The organism is Allobosea sp. 10L422, from assembly GCF_056395345.1.
The window spans coordinates 124295-143401 of the sequence record NZ_JBFTJI010000005.1 but is presented as its reverse complement, the minus strand read 5'-3'; the positions used below and the strand labels follow the sequence as shown (position 1 = coordinate 143401).

At 67.1% G+C, this 19107-nt stretch carries 19 protein-coding genes; 11 read left to right on the top strand and 8 right to left on the bottom strand.

Annotated elements, in window-relative coordinates; genetic code table 11:
- Positions 1–77 precede the first annotated feature (77 nt).
- The 3 genes from cobM to bluB are packed head-to-tail and all read left to right on the top strand — an operon-like array spanning position 78 to position 2775.
- Positions 78–842 (top strand): precorrin-4 C(11)-methyltransferase, encoded by a 765-nt coding sequence (cobM, locus tag AC1DEZ_RS12495; RefSeq protein WP_441509447.1) that lies wholly within the window; start codon positions 78–80, stop codon positions 840–842.
- Positions 839–2167 carry a cobyrinate a,c-diamide synthase gene (locus AC1DEZ_RS12490; protein WP_476779770.1) on the top strand — a complete coding sequence of 443 codons (1329 nt, stop codon included), beginning with the start codon at positions 839–841 and terminating at the stop codon, positions 2165–2167. Before cobM ends, AC1DEZ_RS12490 begins: the two co-directional genes overlap by 4 nt.
- Entirely contained in the window at positions 2164–2775 is a 612-nt protein-coding gene (gene bluB, locus AC1DEZ_RS12485; protein WP_441509449.1) for a 5,6-dimethylbenzimidazole synthase, read from the top strand. The genes AC1DEZ_RS12490 and bluB overlap by 4 nt, the downstream gene beginning before the upstream one ends.
- A gap of 145 nt (positions 2776–2920) precedes the next feature.
- On the opposite strand, the gene AC1DEZ_RS12480 is transcribed toward bluB, so the two are convergent.
- Positions 2921–4567 carry a caspase family protein gene (locus AC1DEZ_RS12480; protein WP_441509450.1) on the bottom strand — a complete coding sequence of 549 codons (1647 nt, stop codon included), beginning with the start codon at positions 4565–4567 and terminating at the stop codon, positions 2921–2923.
- A gap of 407 nt (positions 4568–4974) precedes the next feature.
- Here AC1DEZ_RS12480 and AC1DEZ_RS12475 point away from each other — a divergent pair, with 407 nt between their 5' ends.
- The 5 genes from AC1DEZ_RS12475 to AC1DEZ_RS12455 all read left to right on the top strand — a co-directional run bounded on the left by AC1DEZ_RS12475 (position 4975) and on the right by AC1DEZ_RS12455 (position 9777).
- A complete protein-coding gene (locus tag AC1DEZ_RS12475) occupies positions 4975–5742 on the top strand; it encodes an ABC transporter ATP-binding protein (protein ID WP_441509451.1) in 768 nt (255 codons plus the stop codon).
- The gene (locus AC1DEZ_RS12470) at positions 5729–6475 is read left to right on the top strand and encodes an ABC transporter ATP-binding protein (RefSeq protein WP_441509452.1); all 747 of its coding nucleotides are present in this window, start codon (positions 5729–5731) and stop codon (positions 6473–6475) included. Before AC1DEZ_RS12475 ends, AC1DEZ_RS12470 begins: the two co-directional genes overlap by 14 nt.
- Before the next feature lie 77 nt (positions 6476–6552).
- The gene (locus tag AC1DEZ_RS12465; RefSeq protein ID WP_441509453.1) at positions 6553–7758 is read left to right on the top strand and encodes an ABC transporter substrate-binding protein; all 1206 of its coding nucleotides are present in this window, start codon (positions 6553–6555) and stop codon (positions 7756–7758) included.
- A gap of 121 nt (positions 7759–7879) precedes the next feature.
- Entirely contained in the window at positions 7880–8767 is an 888-nt protein-coding gene (locus AC1DEZ_RS12460) for a branched-chain amino acid ABC transporter permease (RefSeq protein WP_441509454.1), read from the top strand.
- 20 nt (positions 8768–8787) lie between these two features.
- Positions 8788–9777: a branched-chain amino acid ABC transporter permease gene (locus tag AC1DEZ_RS12455; RefSeq protein WP_441509455.1), complete on the top strand. Its 990-nt coding sequence runs from the start codon at positions 8788–8790 to the stop codon at positions 9775–9777.
- Between the two features lie 15 nt (positions 9778–9792).
- On the opposite strand, the gene AC1DEZ_RS12450 is transcribed toward AC1DEZ_RS12455, so the two are convergent.
- A complete protein-coding gene (locus AC1DEZ_RS12450) occupies positions 9793–10323 on the bottom strand; it encodes a hydrolase (protein WP_476779769.1) in 531 nt (176 codons plus the stop codon).
- Positions 10324–10724: 401 nt separating this feature from the next.
- Between AC1DEZ_RS12450 and AC1DEZ_RS12445 the strand changes: the two genes are divergently transcribed.
- Both AC1DEZ_RS12445 and AC1DEZ_RS12440 read left to right on the top strand, forming a co-directional pair.
- A complete protein-coding gene (locus AC1DEZ_RS12445; RefSeq protein WP_441509457.1) occupies positions 10725–12218 on the top strand; it encodes an MDR family MFS transporter in 1494 nt (497 codons plus the stop codon).
- A gap of 137 nt (positions 12219–12355) precedes the next feature.
- A complete protein-coding gene (locus AC1DEZ_RS12440) occupies positions 12356–12919 on the top strand; it encodes a DUF1269 domain-containing protein (protein WP_441509458.1) in 564 nt (187 codons plus the stop codon).
- Between the two features lie 108 nt (positions 12920–13027).
- Here AC1DEZ_RS12440 and dapD read toward each other — a convergent pair whose 3' ends face one another.
- The 6 genes from dapD to AC1DEZ_RS12410 all read right to left on the bottom strand — a co-directional run bounded on the left by dapD (position 13028) and on the right by AC1DEZ_RS12410 (position 17931).
- Entirely contained in the window at positions 13028–13870 is an 843-nt protein-coding gene (gene dapD, locus AC1DEZ_RS12435; RefSeq protein ID WP_441509459.1) for a 2,3,4,5-tetrahydropyridine-2,6-dicarboxylate N-succinyltransferase, read from the bottom strand.
- A 57-nt stretch (positions 13871–13927) separates the two neighbouring features.
- The gene (gene cobF, locus AC1DEZ_RS12430) at positions 13928–14689 is read right to left on the bottom strand and encodes a precorrin-6A synthase (deacetylating) (protein WP_441509460.1); all 762 of its coding nucleotides are present in this window, start codon (positions 14687–14689) and stop codon (positions 13928–13930) included.
- A gap of 359 nt (positions 14690–15048) precedes the next feature.
- Positions 15049–15315 (bottom strand): hypothetical protein, encoded by a 267-nt coding sequence (locus AC1DEZ_RS12425; protein ID WP_441509461.1) that lies wholly within the window; start codon positions 15313–15315, stop codon positions 15049–15051.
- Between the two features lie 155 nt (positions 15316–15470).
- The gene (locus AC1DEZ_RS12420) at positions 15471–16250 is read right to left on the bottom strand and encodes a VOC family protein (protein WP_441509462.1); all 780 of its coding nucleotides are present in this window, start codon (positions 16248–16250) and stop codon (positions 15471–15473) included.
- A gap of 24 nt (positions 16251–16274) precedes the next feature.
- A complete protein-coding gene (locus tag AC1DEZ_RS12415) occupies positions 16275–17261 on the bottom strand; it encodes a TRAP transporter substrate-binding protein (protein WP_441509463.1) in 987 nt (328 codons plus the stop codon).
- A 70-nt stretch (positions 17262–17331) separates the two neighbouring features.
- Entirely contained in the window at positions 17332–17931 is a 600-nt protein-coding gene (locus AC1DEZ_RS12410; RefSeq protein ID WP_441509464.1) for a nitroreductase family protein, read from the bottom strand.
- 269 nt (positions 17932–18200) lie between these two features.
- Here AC1DEZ_RS12410 and AC1DEZ_RS12405 point away from each other — a divergent pair, with 269 nt between their 5' ends.
- Positions 18201–19103, top strand: coding sequence for an aldose 1-epimerase family protein (locus AC1DEZ_RS12405; protein WP_441509465.1), 903 nt, complete (start codon positions 18201–18203; stop codon positions 19101–19103).
- Positions 19104–19107 lie beyond the last annotated feature (4 nt).

Sequence of the window (19107 nt, the reverse complement as noted above, 5' to 3'; positions counted from 1 at the left end):
GTGCTCATGGGTTCCGGGCTCGCAGCTTCGCTGCGTCCCGGAATGACGGCGGCGCAGAACCGCAAGGCATCGCCCTTATGACCGTCCATTTCATCGGTGCCGGCCCCGGCGCGCCCGATCTCATCACGCTGCGCGGGCGCGACCTCATCGCCGCCTGCCCGGTCTGCCTCTATGCGGGATCGCTGATCCCGACGGCTATGCTCGACTGGTGCCCGCCGGGCGCCCGCATCGTCGACACCGCCCCGCTCGATCTCGACGCGATCATCGCGGAGATGGAAGCCGCCCATCTCGCCGAACAGGACGTGGCGCGGCTGCATTCCGGCGATCTCTCGATCTGGAGCGCCTGTGGCGAGCAGATGCGCCGGCTCGACCGATCAGGCATTCCCTACACGGTGACGCCGGGCGTGCCGGCCTTCGCCGCCGCCGCCGCCGCGCTGAAGCGCGAGCTCACCCTGCCGGGCGTGGCGCAATCGCTGGTGCTGACGCGCACGTCCGGCCGCGCCTCGGCTATGCCGCCGAAGGAAAAGCTCGCGACCTTCGCCGCCTCCGGCGCGACCCTCGCCATCCATCTTTCGATCCACGTCATCGAGCAGGTCGTGGCGGAGTTGACCCCGTTCTATGGTGCCGACTGCCCCGTCGCGGTGGTGTTCCGCGCGACATGGCCGGACGAGACCGTGCTGCAAGGGGCGCTCGCCGACATCGCTGTCAAGGTCCGCGCCAGCGAACTCGAACGCTCCGCGCTGATCCTGGTGGGGCCGGCGCTCGCAGCCGATGATTTCGGCGAAAGCGCGCTCTATTCGATCGACTACGACCGCCGCTTCCGGCCGCGGGGCGGGCTGTGAGCGCGCGCGGCCTGCTCATCGCCGCGCCGCGCTCCGGCTCCGGCAAGACCACGATCACGCTCGGGCTGCAGCGTGCGCTGGCACGCCGCGGTCTGACCGTGCGCGGACTGAAATGCGGGCCCGATTACATCGACCCCGCCTTCCACGCCGCCGCGACCGGGGCGCCAAGCGCCAATCTCGACAGCTACGCGATGTCGGACCGCCTGCTCGGGCGGATCGCGGCCGAGGCGGCGCGCGCTGCCGACATGGTCATCGCCGAAGGTTCCATGGGGCTGTTCGACGCCGTGCCGGGTCCTGAGGGCCATACAGGCGCCAGCGCGGACATCGCGGCACGGACCGGCTGGCCGGTCGTGCTCGTCATCGACGTCTCCGGGCAGGCGCAGTCGGCGGCGGCGGTCGCGCTCGGCTGCAAAGCCTACGATCCGCGCATCCGCATTGCCGGCGTCATCCTCAACAAAGTCGCGAGCGCCCGCCATGAGCGGCTGGTGCGGCAGGGCATGGAGCGCATTGGCCTCTCCGTGCTCGGCGCGCTGCCACGCGAGGCGAGCCTGATCCTGCCCGAGCGCCATCTCGGTCTGGTGCAGGCCGGCGAGACCGCCGACCTGCATGCCCGGCTCGACGCGCTGGCCGACGCCGTCGCGGCTGCTGTCGATCTCGATGCAATCGCAGCGGCAGCCGGCGACACCGTTCCCATGGCCGCAGCCGATGGCGATACCCCGCCGCTGCCCGCACCGGGACGGCGGATCGCAATCGCCCGCGACGCCGCGTTCTCGTTCGTCTATCCGCATGTCGAGGCCGGATGGCGTGCGGTGGGCGCCGAACTCGTGCCCTTCTCGCCGCTCGCGGACGAGGCCCCGCCGGAGGATTGCGACGCCTGCTGGCTGCCGGGGGGCTATCCCGAGCTCCATGCCGGCACGATAGCGGCAGCAAGCGGTTTCCTCGGCGGCCTGCGCAGCTTCGCCGAGACCCGGCCCGTGCATGGCGAGTGCGGAGGCTACATGGTTCTCGGGCGCAGCTTGATCGATACCGACGGCGTCGCTCATGCCATGGCCGGGCTGCTCTCGGTCGAGACCTCCTTCGCCAAGCGCAAGATGAATCTGGGCTATCGCCGCGCCATCCTGGAAGCGGACGGACCGCTCGGGCCGGCGGGTTCCGCGCTGACCGGGCACGAGTTCCACTATGCCAGCATCGCCGCTCAGGGAGAGGATCCGCCATTCGCTGTGGTGACGGACCCGCATGGCTCGGCTCCTGCCCCGGCCGGAAGCCGGCGCAGGCTGGTGACAGGTTCGTTCTTCCATGCCATCGCGGCGGCGGAAGCAAGATGAGCCGGGCTCCGGCCTTCGACGAGACCTTCGCCGGGCAATTCGAGGAATTGCTGCGCTGGCGGCGCGATGTCCGACGGTTCCGGCGCGATCCGGTCCCCGCCGATCTCATCGAACGTCTCATCGCCCAGACGCAGCTCTCGCCCTCCGTCGGGCATTCGCAACCCTGGCGCTGGCTCGCCGTCGAGGAGCCGGCTCAGCGCGAAGCTGCACAGGCCAGCTTCAGCCGCTGCAATGTCGAGGCTCTGGCGTCCTATGAGGGCGAGCGCGCCGCGCTCTATGCGCGCCTCAAGCTCGAAGGTCTGCGCGAGGCTCCGGTGCAACTCGCCGTGTTCTGCGACCATGGCACCGAGCGCGGCCATGGCCTCGGCCGTCGGACCATGCCGGAGATGCTCGACTACTCGGTCGTCGCGGCCATCACGCAGTTCTGGCTGGCAGCCCGCATTCACGGTCTCGGCGTCGGCTGGGTCTCGATCCTCGAGCCCGCCGAGATCACCGCAGCTCTCGACGCACCGCCCGACTGGAAGCTGATCGCCTATCTCTGCGTGGGCTGGCCCGAACAGGATTGCGACGTGCCGGATCTGGTCAGAGCCGGCTGGGAACAGGGCTGAGGGCTCAGGCACTTCCCCATCAGACGCCGCCCTGCCGCAGCCGCACGACGAGGCCGCGCAAGGCCATGGCCACCATGCTGCAACAGAAAGAAAAAGCCGGCCCGAGGGGCCGGCCTTCCGGATGATATAAGCGGGAGACGGCGCCTCAGCGGCGGAATCCGCCACCGATCACCCCGCCCAGAGCGCCGCCGACGATGCCGCCGAAGATCGCGGCACCCGTGCTGTCCCCGGTATCACTCTCACGCGTCCGGACGCGGCCCTGATAGCCGGTGCTGGTTGTGCCGCGCGGCTGCGTACCCGAGCTGGCGGTGCCACGCTCGCGAGCGAGATCGCGCCGGTACATTTCCTCGCCCTCATCGGCGACCTTGCGTGTGCTGCGGCTGCCTTGCGGTGTATCCGCGACAGCCTTCCGCGTCTTCTTTTCGGCGGCCGCCTTCTGCTCCTCGGCCAGGAGCTGTTGGTAGGCAAGCTCGCTCTGGGCGCGCAACGCCGTCGCCTGCATGGCCGTCAGGAAGCCGGTTTCCGGGATGCTGCGCGACTTCTGCCATTCCTGAATCGCCTTGCGCTGGCTCGGCCCGAAGGTTGCGGCGGCCTTGCCGGGCTGGAAGCCGGCGACGCGCAGACGGGCTTGCAATTCGCGGCGATCCTTCGCCTCGAGCTTCATCGCCGTCTCGGTCTGCACAGTGCCGACCTCCTTCTTGAGCGCCTCGTCAGTGACGCCGGGAGGCGCCTCCGTGGCGCTCGCAGCGGGCTTCGCCGCTTCGAGGCTGGCGAGGCGATTGCGCGCGAAGGTGGCAAACTGACCGGACGGGAAGGCATCGAGATAGGCGCGGTAATCGGCCGCGGAATTACCGCGCTCGGCGACTTCCCAGGTCTTCACGTCGAGCTGGGCGCGATCGAGGGAGGGCGCAGCCGGCATGGCCGGAACCGGCACGGCCGCATCGATGGTCTTGGTCGCGGCAGCCGAAGCATCGACCGAGGCGAGCTTCAGCGTCGGGTTCAGCCTGAATTCGCCGATGATCGAGGAATTCGTCCAGGGCTTCTGCTTCTTGCCCGTCGTTTCCCATACATCGGCGCGGACGCGGTCCATCACCGTGGTGATGGAAACCTCGGGCGTCTCGATGTGCTTGAGCAGCGCGGAGGTGAAGGGGCTGTTGCCATCACGCTCACCATCGAGCGCAGTCGCACGCGGATCGGTGGCGAAGGCGATCAGGATGCCCGAGGCCGACTGGGTCTCGATCGCGGTCAAGCCGCGGGAGACGGAGCGGGACTTTGCGGCGAGCTGGGTCGCGAAGGGGTTGTCGCGGCAGGCGTCGAGAATGACGATATTGACGCGCTCGTCGCGCTGCATCTGGCGCAGGACCAGCTGGACGTTGACCGCCCTGAAGTCGAGATCCGCCTCCGAACGCAGCGAAGCGTCGACCGGGATGAGATAGTTCTCGTCGCCGATGGCGATGCCGTGGCCGGCATAGTAGACGAGGCCAGCCTTGGCGCCGTCGAGCTTCTGCGCGAACTCGCGCACCATGCCCGTCATCTCCTCCATCTTGAGATCGTAGCCTTCGACAACCTCGAAGCCGAGGCGCTTCAGCGCCGCCGAGACGCCCTTGGCGTCCCGCATCGGATTGGCGAGAGGCGGCACCGCCGTATAGGCGCTGTTGCCGATCACCAATGCGACCCGCCGCTCCGGCGCGGCCGCAAGGCCAGGGGAAGCCAAGGCAATGGCCCAGAGCACCAGCGCAAAGGTCGAAGCCAAGCGGGCTTGGAACACCGAAACCAGAGACGCGAAGTTCACGACAACCTCCCCCCAATTCAGCGGCACATACCCTCTGGCCGCGAAGCTCCCGACAAGGGCCACACGATTGGTCGACTGACAACGAAAACGAAGGCCAATGGGCATTTTTACCGCAACATTTCTCAACGGTAAACCAGAATACCCCTTGGTCGCGCCTCCCCTGCCGCAGGTTCAAACGGATTTTCCGGAGCATTGTCCGGAGCTGGCAACATCGCGCGACGCGGCCGAGCGCGACATCCTCCATTTGCAGGAGATCGGCGGAATAAGACCAAGGGATGAGATGTCCCTTCCGCGCGCCGCTTCCGGCCCCGGGATCGTTGACTTATGTTCGCGGCGCGGTGCAGCATGCCATGCAAGGGGAACCGCACAAGCAAGAATGATTAAGCTGATGAGGGCTGGCAACCGGCATGCCTGAGGACAATATTCTTTCGACGTCAGGTCTAACCAAAGAATTTGCCGGCTTTACAGCTGTGAACGGCGTGGACCTCAATGTCCGGCGGGGCTCGATTCACGCTTTGATCGGCCCCAACGGAGCCGGCAAGACGACCTGCTTCAACCTGCTGACCAAGTTCCTCCCTCCGACGCGCGGCACGATCATGTATAACGGCCGCGACATCACGCGCGAGAAGCCAGCGGAGATCGCACGGCTCGGGCTGGTGCGGTCGTTCCAGATCTCGGCCGTGTTCCCGCAGCTCTCGGTGCTGACAAATGTCCGCATCGCCCTGCAGCGCAAGCGCGGCGATTCCTTCGATTTCTGGCGTTCGGAGCGCACGCTGAGGAGCCTGGACGATGAGGCGAGGAGCCTCGTCGACGCGGTCGGTCTCACGCCCTTCCTCTCCCTGACGGCGGGCGAGCTCTCCTACGGCCGCAAGCGCGCACTCGAGATCGCGACGACGCTGGCGCTCGATCCGGAGATGCTGCTGCTCGACGAGCCCATGGCCGGCATGGGCCGCGAGGATGTCGAGCGCATCGAGGCCCTGATTCGCAAGGTCTCGAAGAACCGCACCATCCTGATGGTCGAGCACAACCTCTCGGTTGTCGCCTCGCTGTCGGACCGCATCACCGTGCTGGCGCGTGGGCAGGTGCTGGCCGAGGGCGACTACGCCACCGTCTCGAAGGACCCCCGCGTGGTCGAGGCCTATATCGGCTCGGGAGGCGGACATGGCCACCACTGAAGCCGCGAAGGCCCCTGCGACGGCGGCCGGCAACGCTCCGCTGCTGAAGGTGCGCGGGCTCGAGGCCTGGTACGGGGAATCGCATGTACTGCACGGCATCGATCTCGACGTCGCGCCCGGCGAGGTCGTGACTCTGCTGGGCAGGAACGGCGCCGGCAAGACCACGACGCTGAAGTCGATCATGGGCGTGATCGGCAAGCGCAGGGGCTCGGTCGTGCTGGAGGGCAAGGAGACGATCGGCCTGCCCTCGCGCGCCATCGCCCGGCTCGGCATCGGCTTCGTGCCCGAGGAGCGCGGCATCTACGCCTCGCTCTCGGTCGAGGAGAACCTGATGCTGCCGCCGCAGGTCAGGCCGGGAGGGCTTTCCCTCGACGCCATCTTCACGCTCTTTCCCAACATCAAGGAGCGGCTGAAGAGCCAGGGCACGAAGCTCTCCGGCGGCGAGCAGCAGATGCTGGCGATCGGCCGCATCCTGCGGACCGGCGCGCATCTGCTCCTCCTCGACGAACCCACCGAGGGCCTCGCGCCGGTGATCATCGAGCAGATCGGCCGCACCATCGCAAAACTGAAGCAGGAAGGCTTCACCATCATCCTGGTGGAACAGAACTTCCGCTTCGCCCAGACCGTGGCGGACCGACACTATGTCGTCGAGCAGGGCAAGGTTATCGACATGATCCCGAACGCCGAGCTCGACGCCAATATCGAGAAGCTGCACCGCTATCTCGGAGTTTGACGGGCTTCGCCCGGATGCCGGCATCGCGCGGCCAAGAACACGGCGAAATGCCGACAACCACACCAGGGAGAACGACGATGAAACTGAAGACGATTCTTGCAACGACCGCGCTCGCCGCCCTGATGGCCAGCCCGGCACTGGCCCAGCAGATTTCGGTCAAAGCCGGCGTGCTGAACGACCGCTCGGGCCTCTATGCCGACCTCTCGGGCGAAGGCTCGGTCATCGCCGCGCGCATGGCGGTCGAGGACTTCAAGGCCGCCGATAAGGGCATCAAGGTCGAGATCGTCTCGGCCGACCACCAGAACAAGCCGGACGTCGGCTCGACCATCGCCCGGCAATGGTATGATCAGGACGGCGTCGACCTGATCCTCGACGTGCCGACCTCCTCGGTTGCGCTGGCGGTCAGCCAGATCACCAAGGAGAAAAACAAGATCCACATCAACTCGGGCGCCGGCTCGTCGGACCTGACCGGCAAGGCCTGCAGCCCCAACACCGTCCACTGGACCTACGACACCTACGCGTTGGCGCAGGGCACCGGCGGCGCCATGGTGAAGGCCGGCGGCGACACCTGGTTCTTCCTGACCGCGGACTACGCCTTCGGCCATGCGCTGGAGCGCGACGCCACGGCCGTGATCACCAAGGCCGGCGGCAAGGTCGTGGGTTCGGTGAAGACGCCGTTCCCGGGCACCGACTTCTCGTCCTTCCTGCTCCAGGCGCAGGCCTCCAAGGCCAAGGTCATCGGGCTGGCGAACGCGGGCGGCGACACGATCAACTCGGTCAAGCAGGCGAGTGAGTTCGGCATCACCCAGGGCGGCCAGAAGCTCGCCGGCCTGCTCACCTTCATCAGCGACGTCAACGCGCTCGGCCTGCAGGCGGCGCAAGGCCTGGTCCTGACGGAAGCCTTCTACTGGGATCACGACGATCAGACCCGCGCCTGGTCGGAGCGCTTCGCCAAGCTCAACGGTGGCAAGAAGCCGACCATGGTCCATGCGGGCGTCTATTCCGGCATGCTGCACTACCTCAAGGCGGTCGAGGCCACGAAGAGCAAGGACAGCGCCACGGTCATGGCCAAGATGAAGGAAATGCCGACGGACGACCCGCTCTTCGGCAAGGGCACCATCCGCATCAACGGCCGCAAGGTGCACGACATGTATCTCTACGAGGTCAAGAAGCCCTCCGAGTCGAAGGGCCCGTGGGACTACTATAAGCAGATCGCCGTGCTGCCGGGCGAGCAGGCCTTCCAGCCGCTTTCCGAGAGCGAGTGCCCGCTCGTCAAGAAGTGAGCCACTGAAGCCCGGCTCGGCCGGGCTTCGAACCCTCCGACGTCATTCCGGGCCTGCGCTTCGCTGCGCCCGGAATGACGGACGAGGTTCCATGAAGACATCCAGATGATCTGAGCCCCGCATGTTCGAACTTCTTGGAGTCCCGCCCCAGGCGCTGTTCGGCCAGGTTCTTCTCGGCCTGATCAACGGCTCGTTCTACGCGATCCTCAGCCTCGGGCTGGCGGTGATCTTCGGGCTCCTGAACATCATCAACTTCACCCATGGCGCCCAGTACATGATGGGCGCCTTCGTCGCCTGGATGTGCCTGAACTATCTCGGCATCAACTACTGGGCAGCGCTGCTGCTGGCGCCGATCATCGTCGGTGCGACCGGTATCGCGATCGAGCGGCTGCTGCTCAAGCGCATCGCCCATCTCGACCATCTCTACGGGCTGCTGCTGACCTTCGGGCTGGCGTTGATCATCCAGGGCGTGTTCCGCAACTATTACGGCTCCTCAGGCCTGCCCTATGCCATTCCGCCGCAGCTCGCCGGCGGCCAGAATCTCGGCTTCATGTTCCTGCCGAACTATCGCGGCTGGGTGATCGTCGCATCTCTCGTCGTCTGCCTCGGCACATGGTTCCTGATCGAGAAGACCAAACTCGGCGCCTACTTGCGCGCCGCAACCGAGAACCCGACCCTGACCCAGGCGTTCGGCATCAATGTGCCGCTCCTGGTGACCCTGACCTATGGCTTCGGCGTTGCGCTCGCGGCCTTCGCCGGCGTGCTTGCAGCGCCGATCTATTCGGTCAATCCCAACATGGGCGGAGACCTGATCATCGTCGTCTTCGCTGTCGTCGTCATCGGCGGCATGGGCTCGATCATGGGTGCCATCGTCACCGGCTTCTCGCTTGGGGTGATCGAGGGCCTGACCAAGGTGTTCTACCCGGAAGCGGCCGCGACCGTGATCTTCATCATCATGGTGCTGGTGCTGCTGGTGAAGCCCGCCGGCCTGTTCGGCCGTCAGGCCTGACGCGAGCGAGGGACAATCTCATGACCGACCTTGCCTCGAGCGACACCCCGGCTGCCGCCGTCGTCACCGAGACCGACGACAGCACGGCGCGCCTGCACCGCAACCTGTTCATCGCCATCGCCGCGGTGCTCGTGGTCGCGCCCTTCGTCGCCTATCCCGTCTTCGTGATGAAGGTTTTGTGCTTCGCGCTGTTCGCACTCGCCTTCAACCTTCTCCTTGGGTATGGCGGGCTCCTTTCCTTCGGCCATGCCGCCTATTTCGGCATGGCGAGCTATGTCAGCGCCTACACCGCCAAGAACTGGGGCCTGACGCCGGAGCTCGCGATCCTGCTCGGCACGGCAATCGCCGCCGTGCTTGGCACCGTCTTCGGCGCGCTCGCCATCCGCCGCCAGGGCATCTATTTCGCCATGATCACGCTGGCGCTCGCCCAGATGGTGTTCTTCTTCTCGCTGCAGGCGCCACGCTTCACCGGCGGCGAGGACGGCATCCAGGCGGTGCCGCGCGGTAAGTTCCTCGGCCTGATCAGCCTCGCCGACGACCGCGTGCTCTATTGGCTGGTGGCGGCGATCTTCATGATCGGCCTCTTGCTGATCTACCGCATCATCCACTCGCCCTTTGGCCAGGTCTGCAAGGCGATCCGCGACAACGAGCCCCGCGCCATCTCGCTCGGCTATCGCGCCAACCAATACAAGCTGGCGGTCTTCGTGCTCTCGGCGACGCTCGCGGGACTCGCGGGCGCAACCAAGGCGATCGTATTCCAGCTGGCGTCGCTGACCGACGTCTACTGGTCGATGTCGGGCGAGGTCGTGCTGATGACGCTGGTCGGGGGCTTGGGCACCGTGTTCGGCCCGATCGTCGGCGCGCTCGTCATCGTCGCCATGCAGAACTACCTCGCCACGCTCGGCGCCTGGGTCACCGTCGTCCAAGGTGTGGTCTTCGTGGTCTGCGTGCTGCTTTTCCGCGAGGGCATCGTCGGCGTCATCGCCAAGGCGATCAAGAAGCCGCTCTGAGCCGAGACGGGGCCGTCACCGGATCAGCTTCAAGACCGGCCGGAACTGCGGATGGTCCGCCGTCCGCAGCCATTCGAACAGCACCATCTCGGTGGTGACGATCTCGGCGCCATGGCTCGCCATGCGGTTCAGCGCAATCGCGCGCGACTCCGGGACGCGCGAGCCGATCGCGTCCGCGGCGACGACCACCCGCCGGCGGCGATCGAGCAGGCTGAGCACGGTCTGGCCGACGCAGACATGCGCCTCGCAGCCGCAGATAACCAGCTCATGATCTCCTGCGACGGCATCGAGGAAGGCGGGTTCCGCGCAAGCGTCGAAACTCATCTTGGTGACGACCGGACCAGCCCCGGCCAGTTCCGGCACCGTCGTGCCCAGGCCGCGCGGATTCTGCTCCGTCAGAACCGCGGGGATATCGAGCAGGCGCGCCGCCTCGGCGAGACGGCCTGCATTGAGCAGCACCTTATCGCCGTCATGGATCGCCGGCATCAACCGCGTCTGGAAATCGATGACGACCAGCATCACATTCTCGGCGGCCAGCAGCGGCATCGCGAACCTCCTTTCGCCGTTTCCGGTTTACCCACCATAGCGCGCCTCGGCACCCTCAGCGTCAACCCGGCCGGTCACCCGCCGCGGGTGCCGCTTGACTCGCTCCGGCGCGCCCCACATGCCATCGACATGAACGAGGATGCGAGCGTTCCCTTCGCGACCACGCTGCTGGTGCTCGCCGCCGCTCTCCCGATCTGGCAGAGCAGCCACGCCGCCGTCGAGGCGGCATTGCCTGGGGACTGACCGAGGCGCTGCGCGCTGCATTGCGCCAGCTAGCCTAAAGAAGATCGCAGCCGCTCCGCCCCCATCGCAGAGCGGCCCCGACAACACGCGGCTGGCGCATGGCTCACGCCAGCACTAATTTCCGTCATTCTCAAAATGCAGATTGAAACACGGTTTCCATGGACAAGCGGCTCGACGCACCGGCCCAGGCCGCATCGCTGACACCTGCCGATATCCGCTCGATCCTGATCGGCGTCATGCTGGCGCTGTTCCTGGCCGCGCTCGACCAGACGATCGTCGCCACCGCGCTGCCGACGATCGGCCGCGAACTCAACGACGTCACGCATCTGTCCTGGGTCGTCACCGTCTACCTGCTGTCCTCGACCGCCGTGACACCGCTCTATGGCAAGCTCGCCGATATCCATGGGCGGCGGGTGGTCCTGCTCTCCGGCATCGTCGTTTTCGTGATCGGGTCGATCGCCTGCGCGCTCGCACCGTCGCTCTGGCTGCTGGTGCTGGCGCGCTTCATCCAGGGGCTCGGCGGCGGCGGTTTGATCGCGCTTGCCCAGACCATCGTCGGCGACATGGTGCCGCCCAAGGAGCGCGGACGCTATCAGGTCTATTTCGCCAGCGTCTTCATGTCGTCCTCCCTCCTCGGCCCGGTCCTCGGCGGCGTGCTCGCGGAGCAGTTGAACTGGTCGGTGATCTTCTGGATCAACGTCCCGCTCGGCTTCGTGGCCTATTGGATGACGAGCTCGGCGCTGAAGCGCCTCCCGCGCCATGAGCGCCCCCACAAGCTCGACGTGCTCGGCGCCTTGCTGATGACGCTGGGAACCGTATCGCTGCTGCTCGCCCTGTCCTGGGGCGGCACCGCCTATCCCTGGCGCTCCCTGCCGATCGCCGGGCTGGTCGGCATATCCCTGGTGCTTTGGGCGCTCTTCGCCTGGCGCCTGCGGACGGCCGCCGAGCCGCTGATTCCGCTCGACCTGCTCGGCAACCGCGTCGTGCGGCGCGGCACCGTCGCAGCCGGTTTCGGCATGGGCACCTTCATCGGCCTGACGATCTATCTGCCGCTCTATTTCGAGACGGTGATGGGGATGAGCGCCACGCATTCCGGCCTCGGCCTCCTGCCGCTCACCTGCGGGACGGTGGTCGGCGCGTTGAGCTCCGGCCGCGCGATGTCGCATCTGACGAATTACAAGCGCGTGCCGCTGGCCGGGCTCTTCGTCGCGCTTGTCGGCACGGCCGGGCTGTCCGCCTTCTCGGGGCAGCTTCCGCTGTCGGCTTTCTCCGTGATCCTCGCCGTCGTCAGCATCGGCTTCGGCACCCTGCTGCCGGTCGCGACCGTCTCGATCCAGAATGCCGTGAACTCGCATCAGCTCGGCACGGCAACCGCAGTGGCCAACTTCTTCCGCCAGATCGGCGGCGCGCTCATCGTCGCGATCTTCGGCGCGATCGTGCTCGGCGGCGTCGGTGGCCCCTCCGCGCAGCTCTCGCCCGAGGCGCTGAAGCTCGGCACGGTCGATCGCGAGACGATGGTGACGCTGTTCCGCTATGTCTTCGGCGCAGCGAGCCTCGGCTTCGGCTGCGCCCTGATCTCGCTCGCACGCATGAAACAACTCCCCCTGCGCGGCCGGGCGATCGAAGCGGCCGAGGTGGTCGGCGGCGAGTAGGGCCAGTATCGGATCAGGTTGAAACAACCTGAGCTGAAAACGATCCCTGGCGGAACCGACAGCGATGCTGCGCGTTGCCTTGTGCTTGTCACCTGCACGGGCCAGCATGCCACCATTCGCAGCAAGAGGTTCACGCCATGTCCGATCTCGTCGTCATCGTGTATCCGACCGAGGCCCGCGCCGAAGAGATGCGCCAGAAGCTCATCGGCCTGCAGAAGGAATATCTGATCGAGATCGGGGATGCCGCCATCGCGGTGATGCATGAAGACGGCAAGGTGAAGCTGAACCAGTTGCTCAACACCACGGCGATGGGCGCGCTCTCGGGCTCGTTCTGGGGGCTCCTGATCGGCGCGATCTTCCTGATGCCGATCTTCGGCGCGGCGCTCGGCGCGGCTTCCGGCGCGCTCGGCGGCGCCCTGACCGATTACGGCGTCGACGACAAGTTCATGAAGGATCTGTCGAGCAGCCTGCGGCCCGGCAATGCCGCGCTCTTCGTGCTGGTCAAGAAGGTGACAGGCGACAAGGTGCTGGAGGCGATCCGCGGCACGGGCGGCACCGTGCTCAAGACCTCGCTCGACCGCACGCAGGAGCAGAAGCTGCGCGACGCACTGGCCGACGCCCATACGGCGACCCCGCCGGCCGCGGACTCGCCGCCCGAACCCTATCCGCAGGGAACCGGCGCGCCCTCGCCGGTGGGGTGAGGTATCCCGGCTTTCCGTCATTCTCGGGCGAAGCGGAGCTGAGGCCCGAGAATCGCGTTGAGGAGATGCTCGGGTCAGGTCCGAGCATGACGCGTCGCGACCGACGCCTCAGTCCCTGAGCAACTCGTTGATGCCGGTCTTGGAACGGGTCTGGGCATCGACCGTCTTGACGATGACGGCGCAGGAGAGCGCCGGACCCGGCGTGCCGTCCGGGAAGGGCCTGCCCGGCAGCGAACCCGGCACCACCACCGAATAGGGGGGCACCTTGCCGATATGGACCTGGCCGGTGGCGCGGTCGACGATCTTGGTCGAGGCCGAGATGAAGACGCCCATCGAGAGCACGGAGCCCTCGCCGACGATCACGCCCTCGACGACCTCGGAGCGGGCGCCGATGAAGCAGTTGTCCTCGATGATGGTTGGGTTGGCCTGCAGCGGCTCGAGCACGCCGCCGATGCCGACGCCGCCCGAAAGATGCACGTTCTTGCCGATCTGGGCGCAGGAGCCGACCGTCGCCCAGGTATCGACCATGGTGCCGCTATCGACATAGGCGCCGATGTTGACGAAGGACGGCATCAGCACGACGCCCGACGCGATGAAGGAGCCCTTGCGCGCGGCGGCCGGCGGCACGACGCGGAAGCCGGCGGCGCGGAAGCGGTTCTCGCCCCAGCCCTCGAACTTCGACGGCACCTTGTCCCAGAACACGCCCTCACCCGGGCCGTTGGCCATGATCACGTTGTCGGTGAGGCGGAAGGAGAGCAGCACCGCCTTCTTCAGCCATTGATGCACGACCCAGTCGGCACCCTGCTTCTCGGCGACACGAGCCTGGCCGGCATCGAGCATCTCGATCGCCTGCTCGACAGCGTCACGCACGGCGCCCTTGGTCGAAACGCCGATCTCGGCCCGGTTCTCCCAGGCGGCGTCGATGGTGGCGGCGAGATCGGCGAGGGACATCGGGCAGCTCCGGCGCTTGGAAGGTCGCGGGAGCGATGGCGGATGAGGGGCGCTGCGTCAAGCCGCAGAGCGCCGGCGCAGCAGATAGGTATCCATGATCCAGCCGTGGCGGGCACGGGCCGCAGCCCTGACGCTGGTGATCTCGGCCGAGAGCTCGGCGAGCGGCCCGGCACGCAGGATCTCGTCGGGCGTGCCGAGATAAGCGCCCCAGTAGATATCGAGTTCAGACGGATCGATCTTCGTGAAGGTCTGCTCACCGTCGAGCATGACGACGACGCTGTCCTGGTCGGCCGGGAAGCCTGCCGCCAGCCGGCGCCCGGTGGTGATCAGGATCGGCGCGCCGATCGTGTTGAGGGGAATGCGGTGGCGCGCAGCCAGCACCTGGACGCTGCTGATGCCGGGATAGACCTGCCAGTCAATGGCGAGGCCGGAGGCGGCGACGCGGTCCATGATGCGCAATGTACTGTCGTAGAGCGCGGGGTCGCCCCAGACCAGCAGCGCGCCGGTCTGCCCCTCGGCCAACTCGGCCTCGAACAACGCGCGGTAGCGCGTAGCGATGCGCTCATGCCAATCGTCGACTACGCCATGATAGTCGCTGCCGGCCTCGACCCGGCGCGGGATGTCCACGGGAACCGTGCGGTAGCCCGGCTTGCGGATGAAGCGCGTGCAGATGCCTTCGCGCAGGGCCCGCAGCGCCGCCTTCTCCTCACCCTTGTCGGGGATGAACAGGACATCGGCGCGGTTCAGCGCCTCGATCGCCTCGACCGTCATATGGTCGGGATTGCCGGCCCCGATGCCGATGATGAGGATGTTGCGCATGCCGCTCCGAGGGTTCGCAGCGGCTTAGCATGGCCTGCGCGCGAAATGCGAGATCAGGCCCGGCCGAGCACGGCCATGCCGGCGAGGCTCGGCTGGGGAGCTGGCGCTGCGCTTAACGCCAGCGCCGCCTGACGCGCCTCCAGATCCGCCTGGAGGCGCGGCCGCCAGCCGCAAGGGCATGGCTGATCGCCGCGATGAGCATCCGCCACCTCTCTGTCGACAGAACCGACCGCCTGCGCCGCCAGCTCGATCAGGGTGAGAGGCGGCAGCCGAGTATCGCGGAGCGCCACACAAAAAGCCGTCAGCACCGCCTGCCGGATCCTGCCCGGGCGGTTTCCAACGATTCTGCGCTCCCCTGATCAAGCCGCACAATCGAGGCCCTTCATGGCGGCATGGAGGCGGCTCGGTGGCCCCTGTTCGGGCAATGTGACGCCAAGCAGATCGACGAGGCGCTGCATGCGCGGCGGGAGTGCCGCATCGGCGGCGAGATCGCCCGGCCCCTTGGCGAGAGCGAGCGCGCGGCGCAACTCCGGCCGGCTCGCGCCGGTGCGGACGATTTCTTGAATGATGATCTTGTCGATGCGGCCGATTGCGGCCGCGACATCGACCTCGGTGACTCCACCCATTCCGGTCCTCCGTCGGTTGATTCACTGATCGCGGCAGAGAGATAGGCAGTCAGGCGATTCGAGGCAACCCTTTGTTATTAATACGTAAATAGAACTATTCGAAGGTAACGGGCCACTCTCGCCCGCAAGCGTGACCGGAAAATGACGCCGCCGGCTCAGGGCTCGCGGACGATCTCCAGCCGGGCGCCATGGGCCGGATCGACGTCGAGCACCGCGTCGTCCGGACCATAGAAGGAAATCGCATAGGCGCCCTGGCCACGGGCGATGAGATGCGCCGCCGGGGCGGCTGCGGCCGCCGCACGCGGCTCCACCAGCGAGAGGGTCTGTCGCTCGATGCGGAACTGGGCGAGGCCAAAGCCGAGTCCGGGAACGCTGCCGGTTGCGACCGGCTCGCGGCCGAGCAGAGCACGATAGCGCGCCGTCGAACCCGCGAGGTCCTGAACGGCAACCGTGACGCCGGCGACCCCGGTGACGCCGTTCGGGTGACGACGTGCCGCACCGGTCGGGACGCGCAGATCGCGCGGGGTGACGTCGGTGACGAGGAAGGGAATGTCCGGCTCGGGCGGGCGTGCCGAGCGCCAGGCGAGGCGCGTGCCGTCCGGCTGGAGCCGGCCGCCCTCGATCGGGCCGTCCATGACGATGCCGGTGGCGCGGGCGCGGGCGAGATCAGCCTCGAAATCATCCGGCAGAACGGCATAGTCGACGAGGCCGGGCCCGGCGCTATCGAGCACCTGCCACCAGCGGAAACCCGGCACCGGCCGCGGAAAGGCGATGATCTCGAGATAGGCGCCGTCCTCGAACACGACGAGCGCATTGCGCGAGCCCCGCGGATGCTCGCCGCCCGGCAGCACGGTGAAGCCGAGGGCGGCGTAGTCCCGCATGGCCGCATCGAGATCGGCGACGGCGATGACGATATGGTCGATCGAAAGCGGCATGGCTGTCGTCCTGCGATGCGGTGATCAGTCGCTTTGTGCGATGGCTTCGATCCTGGCCATGCCGCCAAGCTGGGGGGCAAAGCTCGCCCAAACCTTGCGGGCGCCGTCCTGCCAGCCGGCGCGGTCCTCGGCCGGCACGGTCCTGCCGCCTTCGGAAGCGGCCTTCGCCATAGAGGCGGCCTCGTCAGCCAGCATGAGCTCGTCGAAATAGGCGGTTCCCTCGGCCACAGCTGCGGCCAACGCCTCGCGGTCGGACGGCGTCAGCGCCTTCCAGAACGGCGCAGCGAACATCACGACGCCGCTAGCCCAGATATGGCCGGTCTCGATCAGGACCGGCACGACCTCATGCAGCCGGAAGCCGACATAGGCGGATTTGGTCAAGTCCATGCAGTCGACCACGCCGGTCTTCAGGGCGTTGTAGGTCTCGGGGATCGGGATCGGCGTGGGGTAAGCGCCGAAGCCGGACCAGAGCGCGGTGTGGAGCGGGCTCTGAATGACGCGAATGCGCTTGCCCTTGACGGAAGCGGGCGTCGTCAACGGCTCCTTGGCGAGGAGATGGCGGGCGCCGTAGTTGATGAAGCCCGGCACGATGAAGCCCTGCGCCTCGTAGCGCGCCTTGAGCTCGGCCCCGAGCGGGCCGGCCAGAACCCTTCCGAGATGGTCGCGATCCCGGAAAAGGAAAGGCAGGTCGAGGATCTGCCCCTCCGGCACCCAGCCGGACAAGGATGAGACTGTCGAGAGCGCCGCCTGAATGGAGCCAAGGCGTAAGCCCTCGGCGACCTCTTTTTCGCCGCCGAGCGCGGCATTGGGCACGATCCGCAGATCGAAGCGCCCCGGCGCCGTGCGCGCCAGGATCTCGGCGACGCGCCGCCAGATCCTGGTCTCCGGCTTGGCCTCTCCGAGCAGCGAGGCGACGGTGACCGGCCGGCCGGCGGCAAAGGCCCGCCCGCTTCGCAAAATAGCGGGCGCGACGAGGGAGCCGGCGGCGAACTGGCGGCGGGTGATCGGCAAGGGCGTGCCTCCTTCAGCGCTTGCCGCGAGATCGCGCGAAACGCGCCCCGCGGCAAGAGGTGCGCACGATTCAGGCCGGGAAGGCGCCCTCGAAGGCGGTCGCCGAGATCGGGTTGCGCTGGCTGGGCGTCTCCCGCGCCTGCAAGGCTTCCGGCAGCTGCGCCTTGTCGCCGGGCTTGCCGATCGCGACCGCCGCCTCGACGCGGTAGCCAGCAGGCACCTTAAACTCTGTCAGCGCACGCGCACGGTCGAAGCCGACCATGCCATGCGCCTGCCAGCCCAGCCGCACGGCCTGGAGGGCGAGATTGGCCCAGGCGGCGCCGGCATCGAAGGAATGGCTGTAGGACGGCACTTCCTCGGCCTTGCCAGGCACCGCCATGGTCTCCTTCGAGACGACAACGACAAGGGCCGCGGCGTTCTTCGCCCAGGACTGGTTGAACGCGTTGAGCAGGCCGAGCAGCGTCTGCCAGTGTGCCGTGCCACGGCGGGCGTAGACGAAGCGCCAAGGCTGGGAGTTGTAGGAGGATGGCGCCCAGCGCGCCGCCTCGAACAGTGCCTTCAGCTCAGCTTCGGAAATGACCTCGTCGGTGAAGGCGCGCGGCGACCAGCGCTCGAGAAAGAGCGAGTCGATCGCGTGATCGGCGGTGCGGCTATTGGCAATACTGGTCATCAGAAATCCTGACGGCATGAACGAAACCCGGCGCGAGATACACCACGCCTGGAGCCCTGCGGGGCCTCCGGCAGGATCGGCATGGGCGAAGGAGGGGTCAAGGAAAGGAAAAACCTTAAGAAGACCCGTTTCGGCAACGCGTTACTTGCCTGGCAGCGCGGCGGAGAACGATGCCGCTTTTGCATGGATTCCGGGGAATGCGGTGTCACTCTTGCGTGATATGCAGGGCGGACCGATCTGCCAGATCGCGGCGGCCAGCGGAGACGACGATGACGGACACCCACGAAATTGCTTCCGGCCGGCTGCGTGCGACGATCCGGGCACAGGGCGGCGAAATGATCGCGTTGTCCGATGCCAACGGGCCGCTGCTCTGGCATGGCGGGCCGGAATGGCCGCGCCATACACCCGTGCTTTTCCCCATCGTCGGGCGGCTCACCGACGACACGCTGATCCTAGGGGGCCAGTCCTATCATCTGACGCAGCACGGCTTCGCGCGCGACAGCCTGTTCCAATGGGTCGAACGAGCGGCGGACCGCGCCGTGCTGGAATTGCGGGAGAGCGCTGAGACGTTGGTACGCTACCCGTTCCGCTTCGTATTGCAGATGATCTACGAGCTCGCCGACGACAGGCTTTCGGTGACGACGCGCGTCACCAACCCGGCCGAGACGAAGCTGATCTGCGGCGTCGGCGCCCACCCCGCTTTCCTCTGGCCCTTGGCGGAGGGCATCGCGAAGGAGGCCCACCGCCTCAGCTTCATTCACGCCGAGCCCGGACCGGGCCTGGGCGTCGAAGGCGGGCTGCTCGGCGCGCCGATCCCCTTGCCTTTCGACGGCACCGAGCTGCCGCTCGCGGAGGCGCTGTTCGCCAACGATGCGATCGTGATCCCGGACGTCGCCAACAGTTCGGTGCGCTTTGCAGCCTTCGACACGGCCGGGCGCGAGGTTCGCGCCCTTACCGTGAGCTGGGAGGGCTACAAGGACCTCGGCATCTGGTCGAAGCCGACCGGCGCCCCCTTCCTCTGCATCGAACCCTGGTTCAGTATGGCGAGCCCGGCCGGCTGGCAGGGCGAGTTCGCGGAGAAGCCGGGCATCCTGACGCTGGCGCCGGGCGAAAGCCGCGACTTCGTCTGGCATGCCACGCCGCATTTCATCCCGACGGCTTCGCCAGCTTGAACGC

What these genes read in the sequence shown, in the direction of transcription:
- AC1DEZ_RS12445 (WP_441509457.1), top strand. Translation starts at nt 10,725, where the DNA reads ATGGACAAGCGGCTCGACGCACCGGCCCAGGCCGCATCGCTGACACCT.
- AC1DEZ_RS12410 (WP_441509464.1), bottom strand. Translation starts at nt 17,931, where the DNA reads ATGACCAGTATTGCCAATAGCCGCACCGCCGATCACGCGATCGACTCG.
- AC1DEZ_RS12475 (WP_441509451.1), top strand. Translation starts at nt 4,975, where the DNA reads ATGCCTGAGGACAATATTCTTTCGACGTCAGGTCTAACCAAAGAATTT.
- bluB (WP_441509449.1), top strand. Translation starts at nt 2,164, where the DNA reads ATGAGCCGGGCTCCGGCCTTCGACGAGACCTTCGCCGGGCAATTCGAG.
- AC1DEZ_RS12460 (WP_441509454.1), top strand. Translation starts at nt 7,880, where the DNA reads ATGTTCGAACTTCTTGGAGTCCCGCCCCAGGCGCTGTTCGGCCAGGTT.
- AC1DEZ_RS12440 (WP_441509458.1), top strand. Translation starts at nt 12,356, where the DNA reads ATGTCCGATCTCGTCGTCATCGTGTATCCGACCGAGGCCCGCGCCGAA.
- cobF (WP_441509460.1), bottom strand. Translation starts at nt 14,689, where the DNA reads ATGCGCAACATCCTCATCATCGGCATCGGGGCCGGCAATCCCGACCAT.
- dapD (WP_441509459.1), bottom strand. Translation starts at nt 13,870, where the DNA reads ATGTCCCTCGCCGATCTCGCCGCCACCATCGACGCCGCCTGGGAGAAC.
- AC1DEZ_RS12455 (WP_441509455.1), top strand. Translation starts at nt 8,788, where the DNA reads ATGACCGACCTTGCCTCGAGCGACACCCCGGCTGCCGCCGTCGTCACC.
- AC1DEZ_RS12425 (WP_441509461.1), bottom strand. Translation starts at nt 15,315, where the DNA reads ATGGGTGGAGTCACCGAGGTCGATGTCGCGGCCGCAATCGGCCGCATC.
- AC1DEZ_RS12465 (WP_441509453.1), top strand. Translation starts at nt 6,553, where the DNA reads ATGAAACTGAAGACGATTCTTGCAACGACCGCGCTCGCCGCCCTGATG.
- AC1DEZ_RS12450 (WP_476779769.1), bottom strand. Translation starts at nt 10,323, where the DNA reads ATGCCGCTGCTGGCCGCCGAGAATGTGATGCTGGTCGTCATCGATTTC.
- AC1DEZ_RS12420 (WP_441509462.1), bottom strand. Translation starts at nt 16,250, where the DNA reads ATGCCGCTTTCGATCGACCATATCGTCATCGCCGTCGCCGATCTCGAT.
- AC1DEZ_RS12470 (WP_441509452.1), top strand. Translation starts at nt 5,729, where the DNA reads ATGGCCACCACTGAAGCCGCGAAGGCCCCTGCGACGGCGGCCGGCAAC.
- cobM (WP_441509447.1), top strand. Translation starts at nt 78, where the DNA reads ATGACCGTCCATTTCATCGGTGCCGGCCCCGGCGCGCCCGATCTCATC.
- AC1DEZ_RS12405 (WP_441509465.1), top strand. Translation starts at nt 18,201, where the DNA reads ATGACGGACACCCACGAAATTGCTTCCGGCCGGCTGCGTGCGACGATC.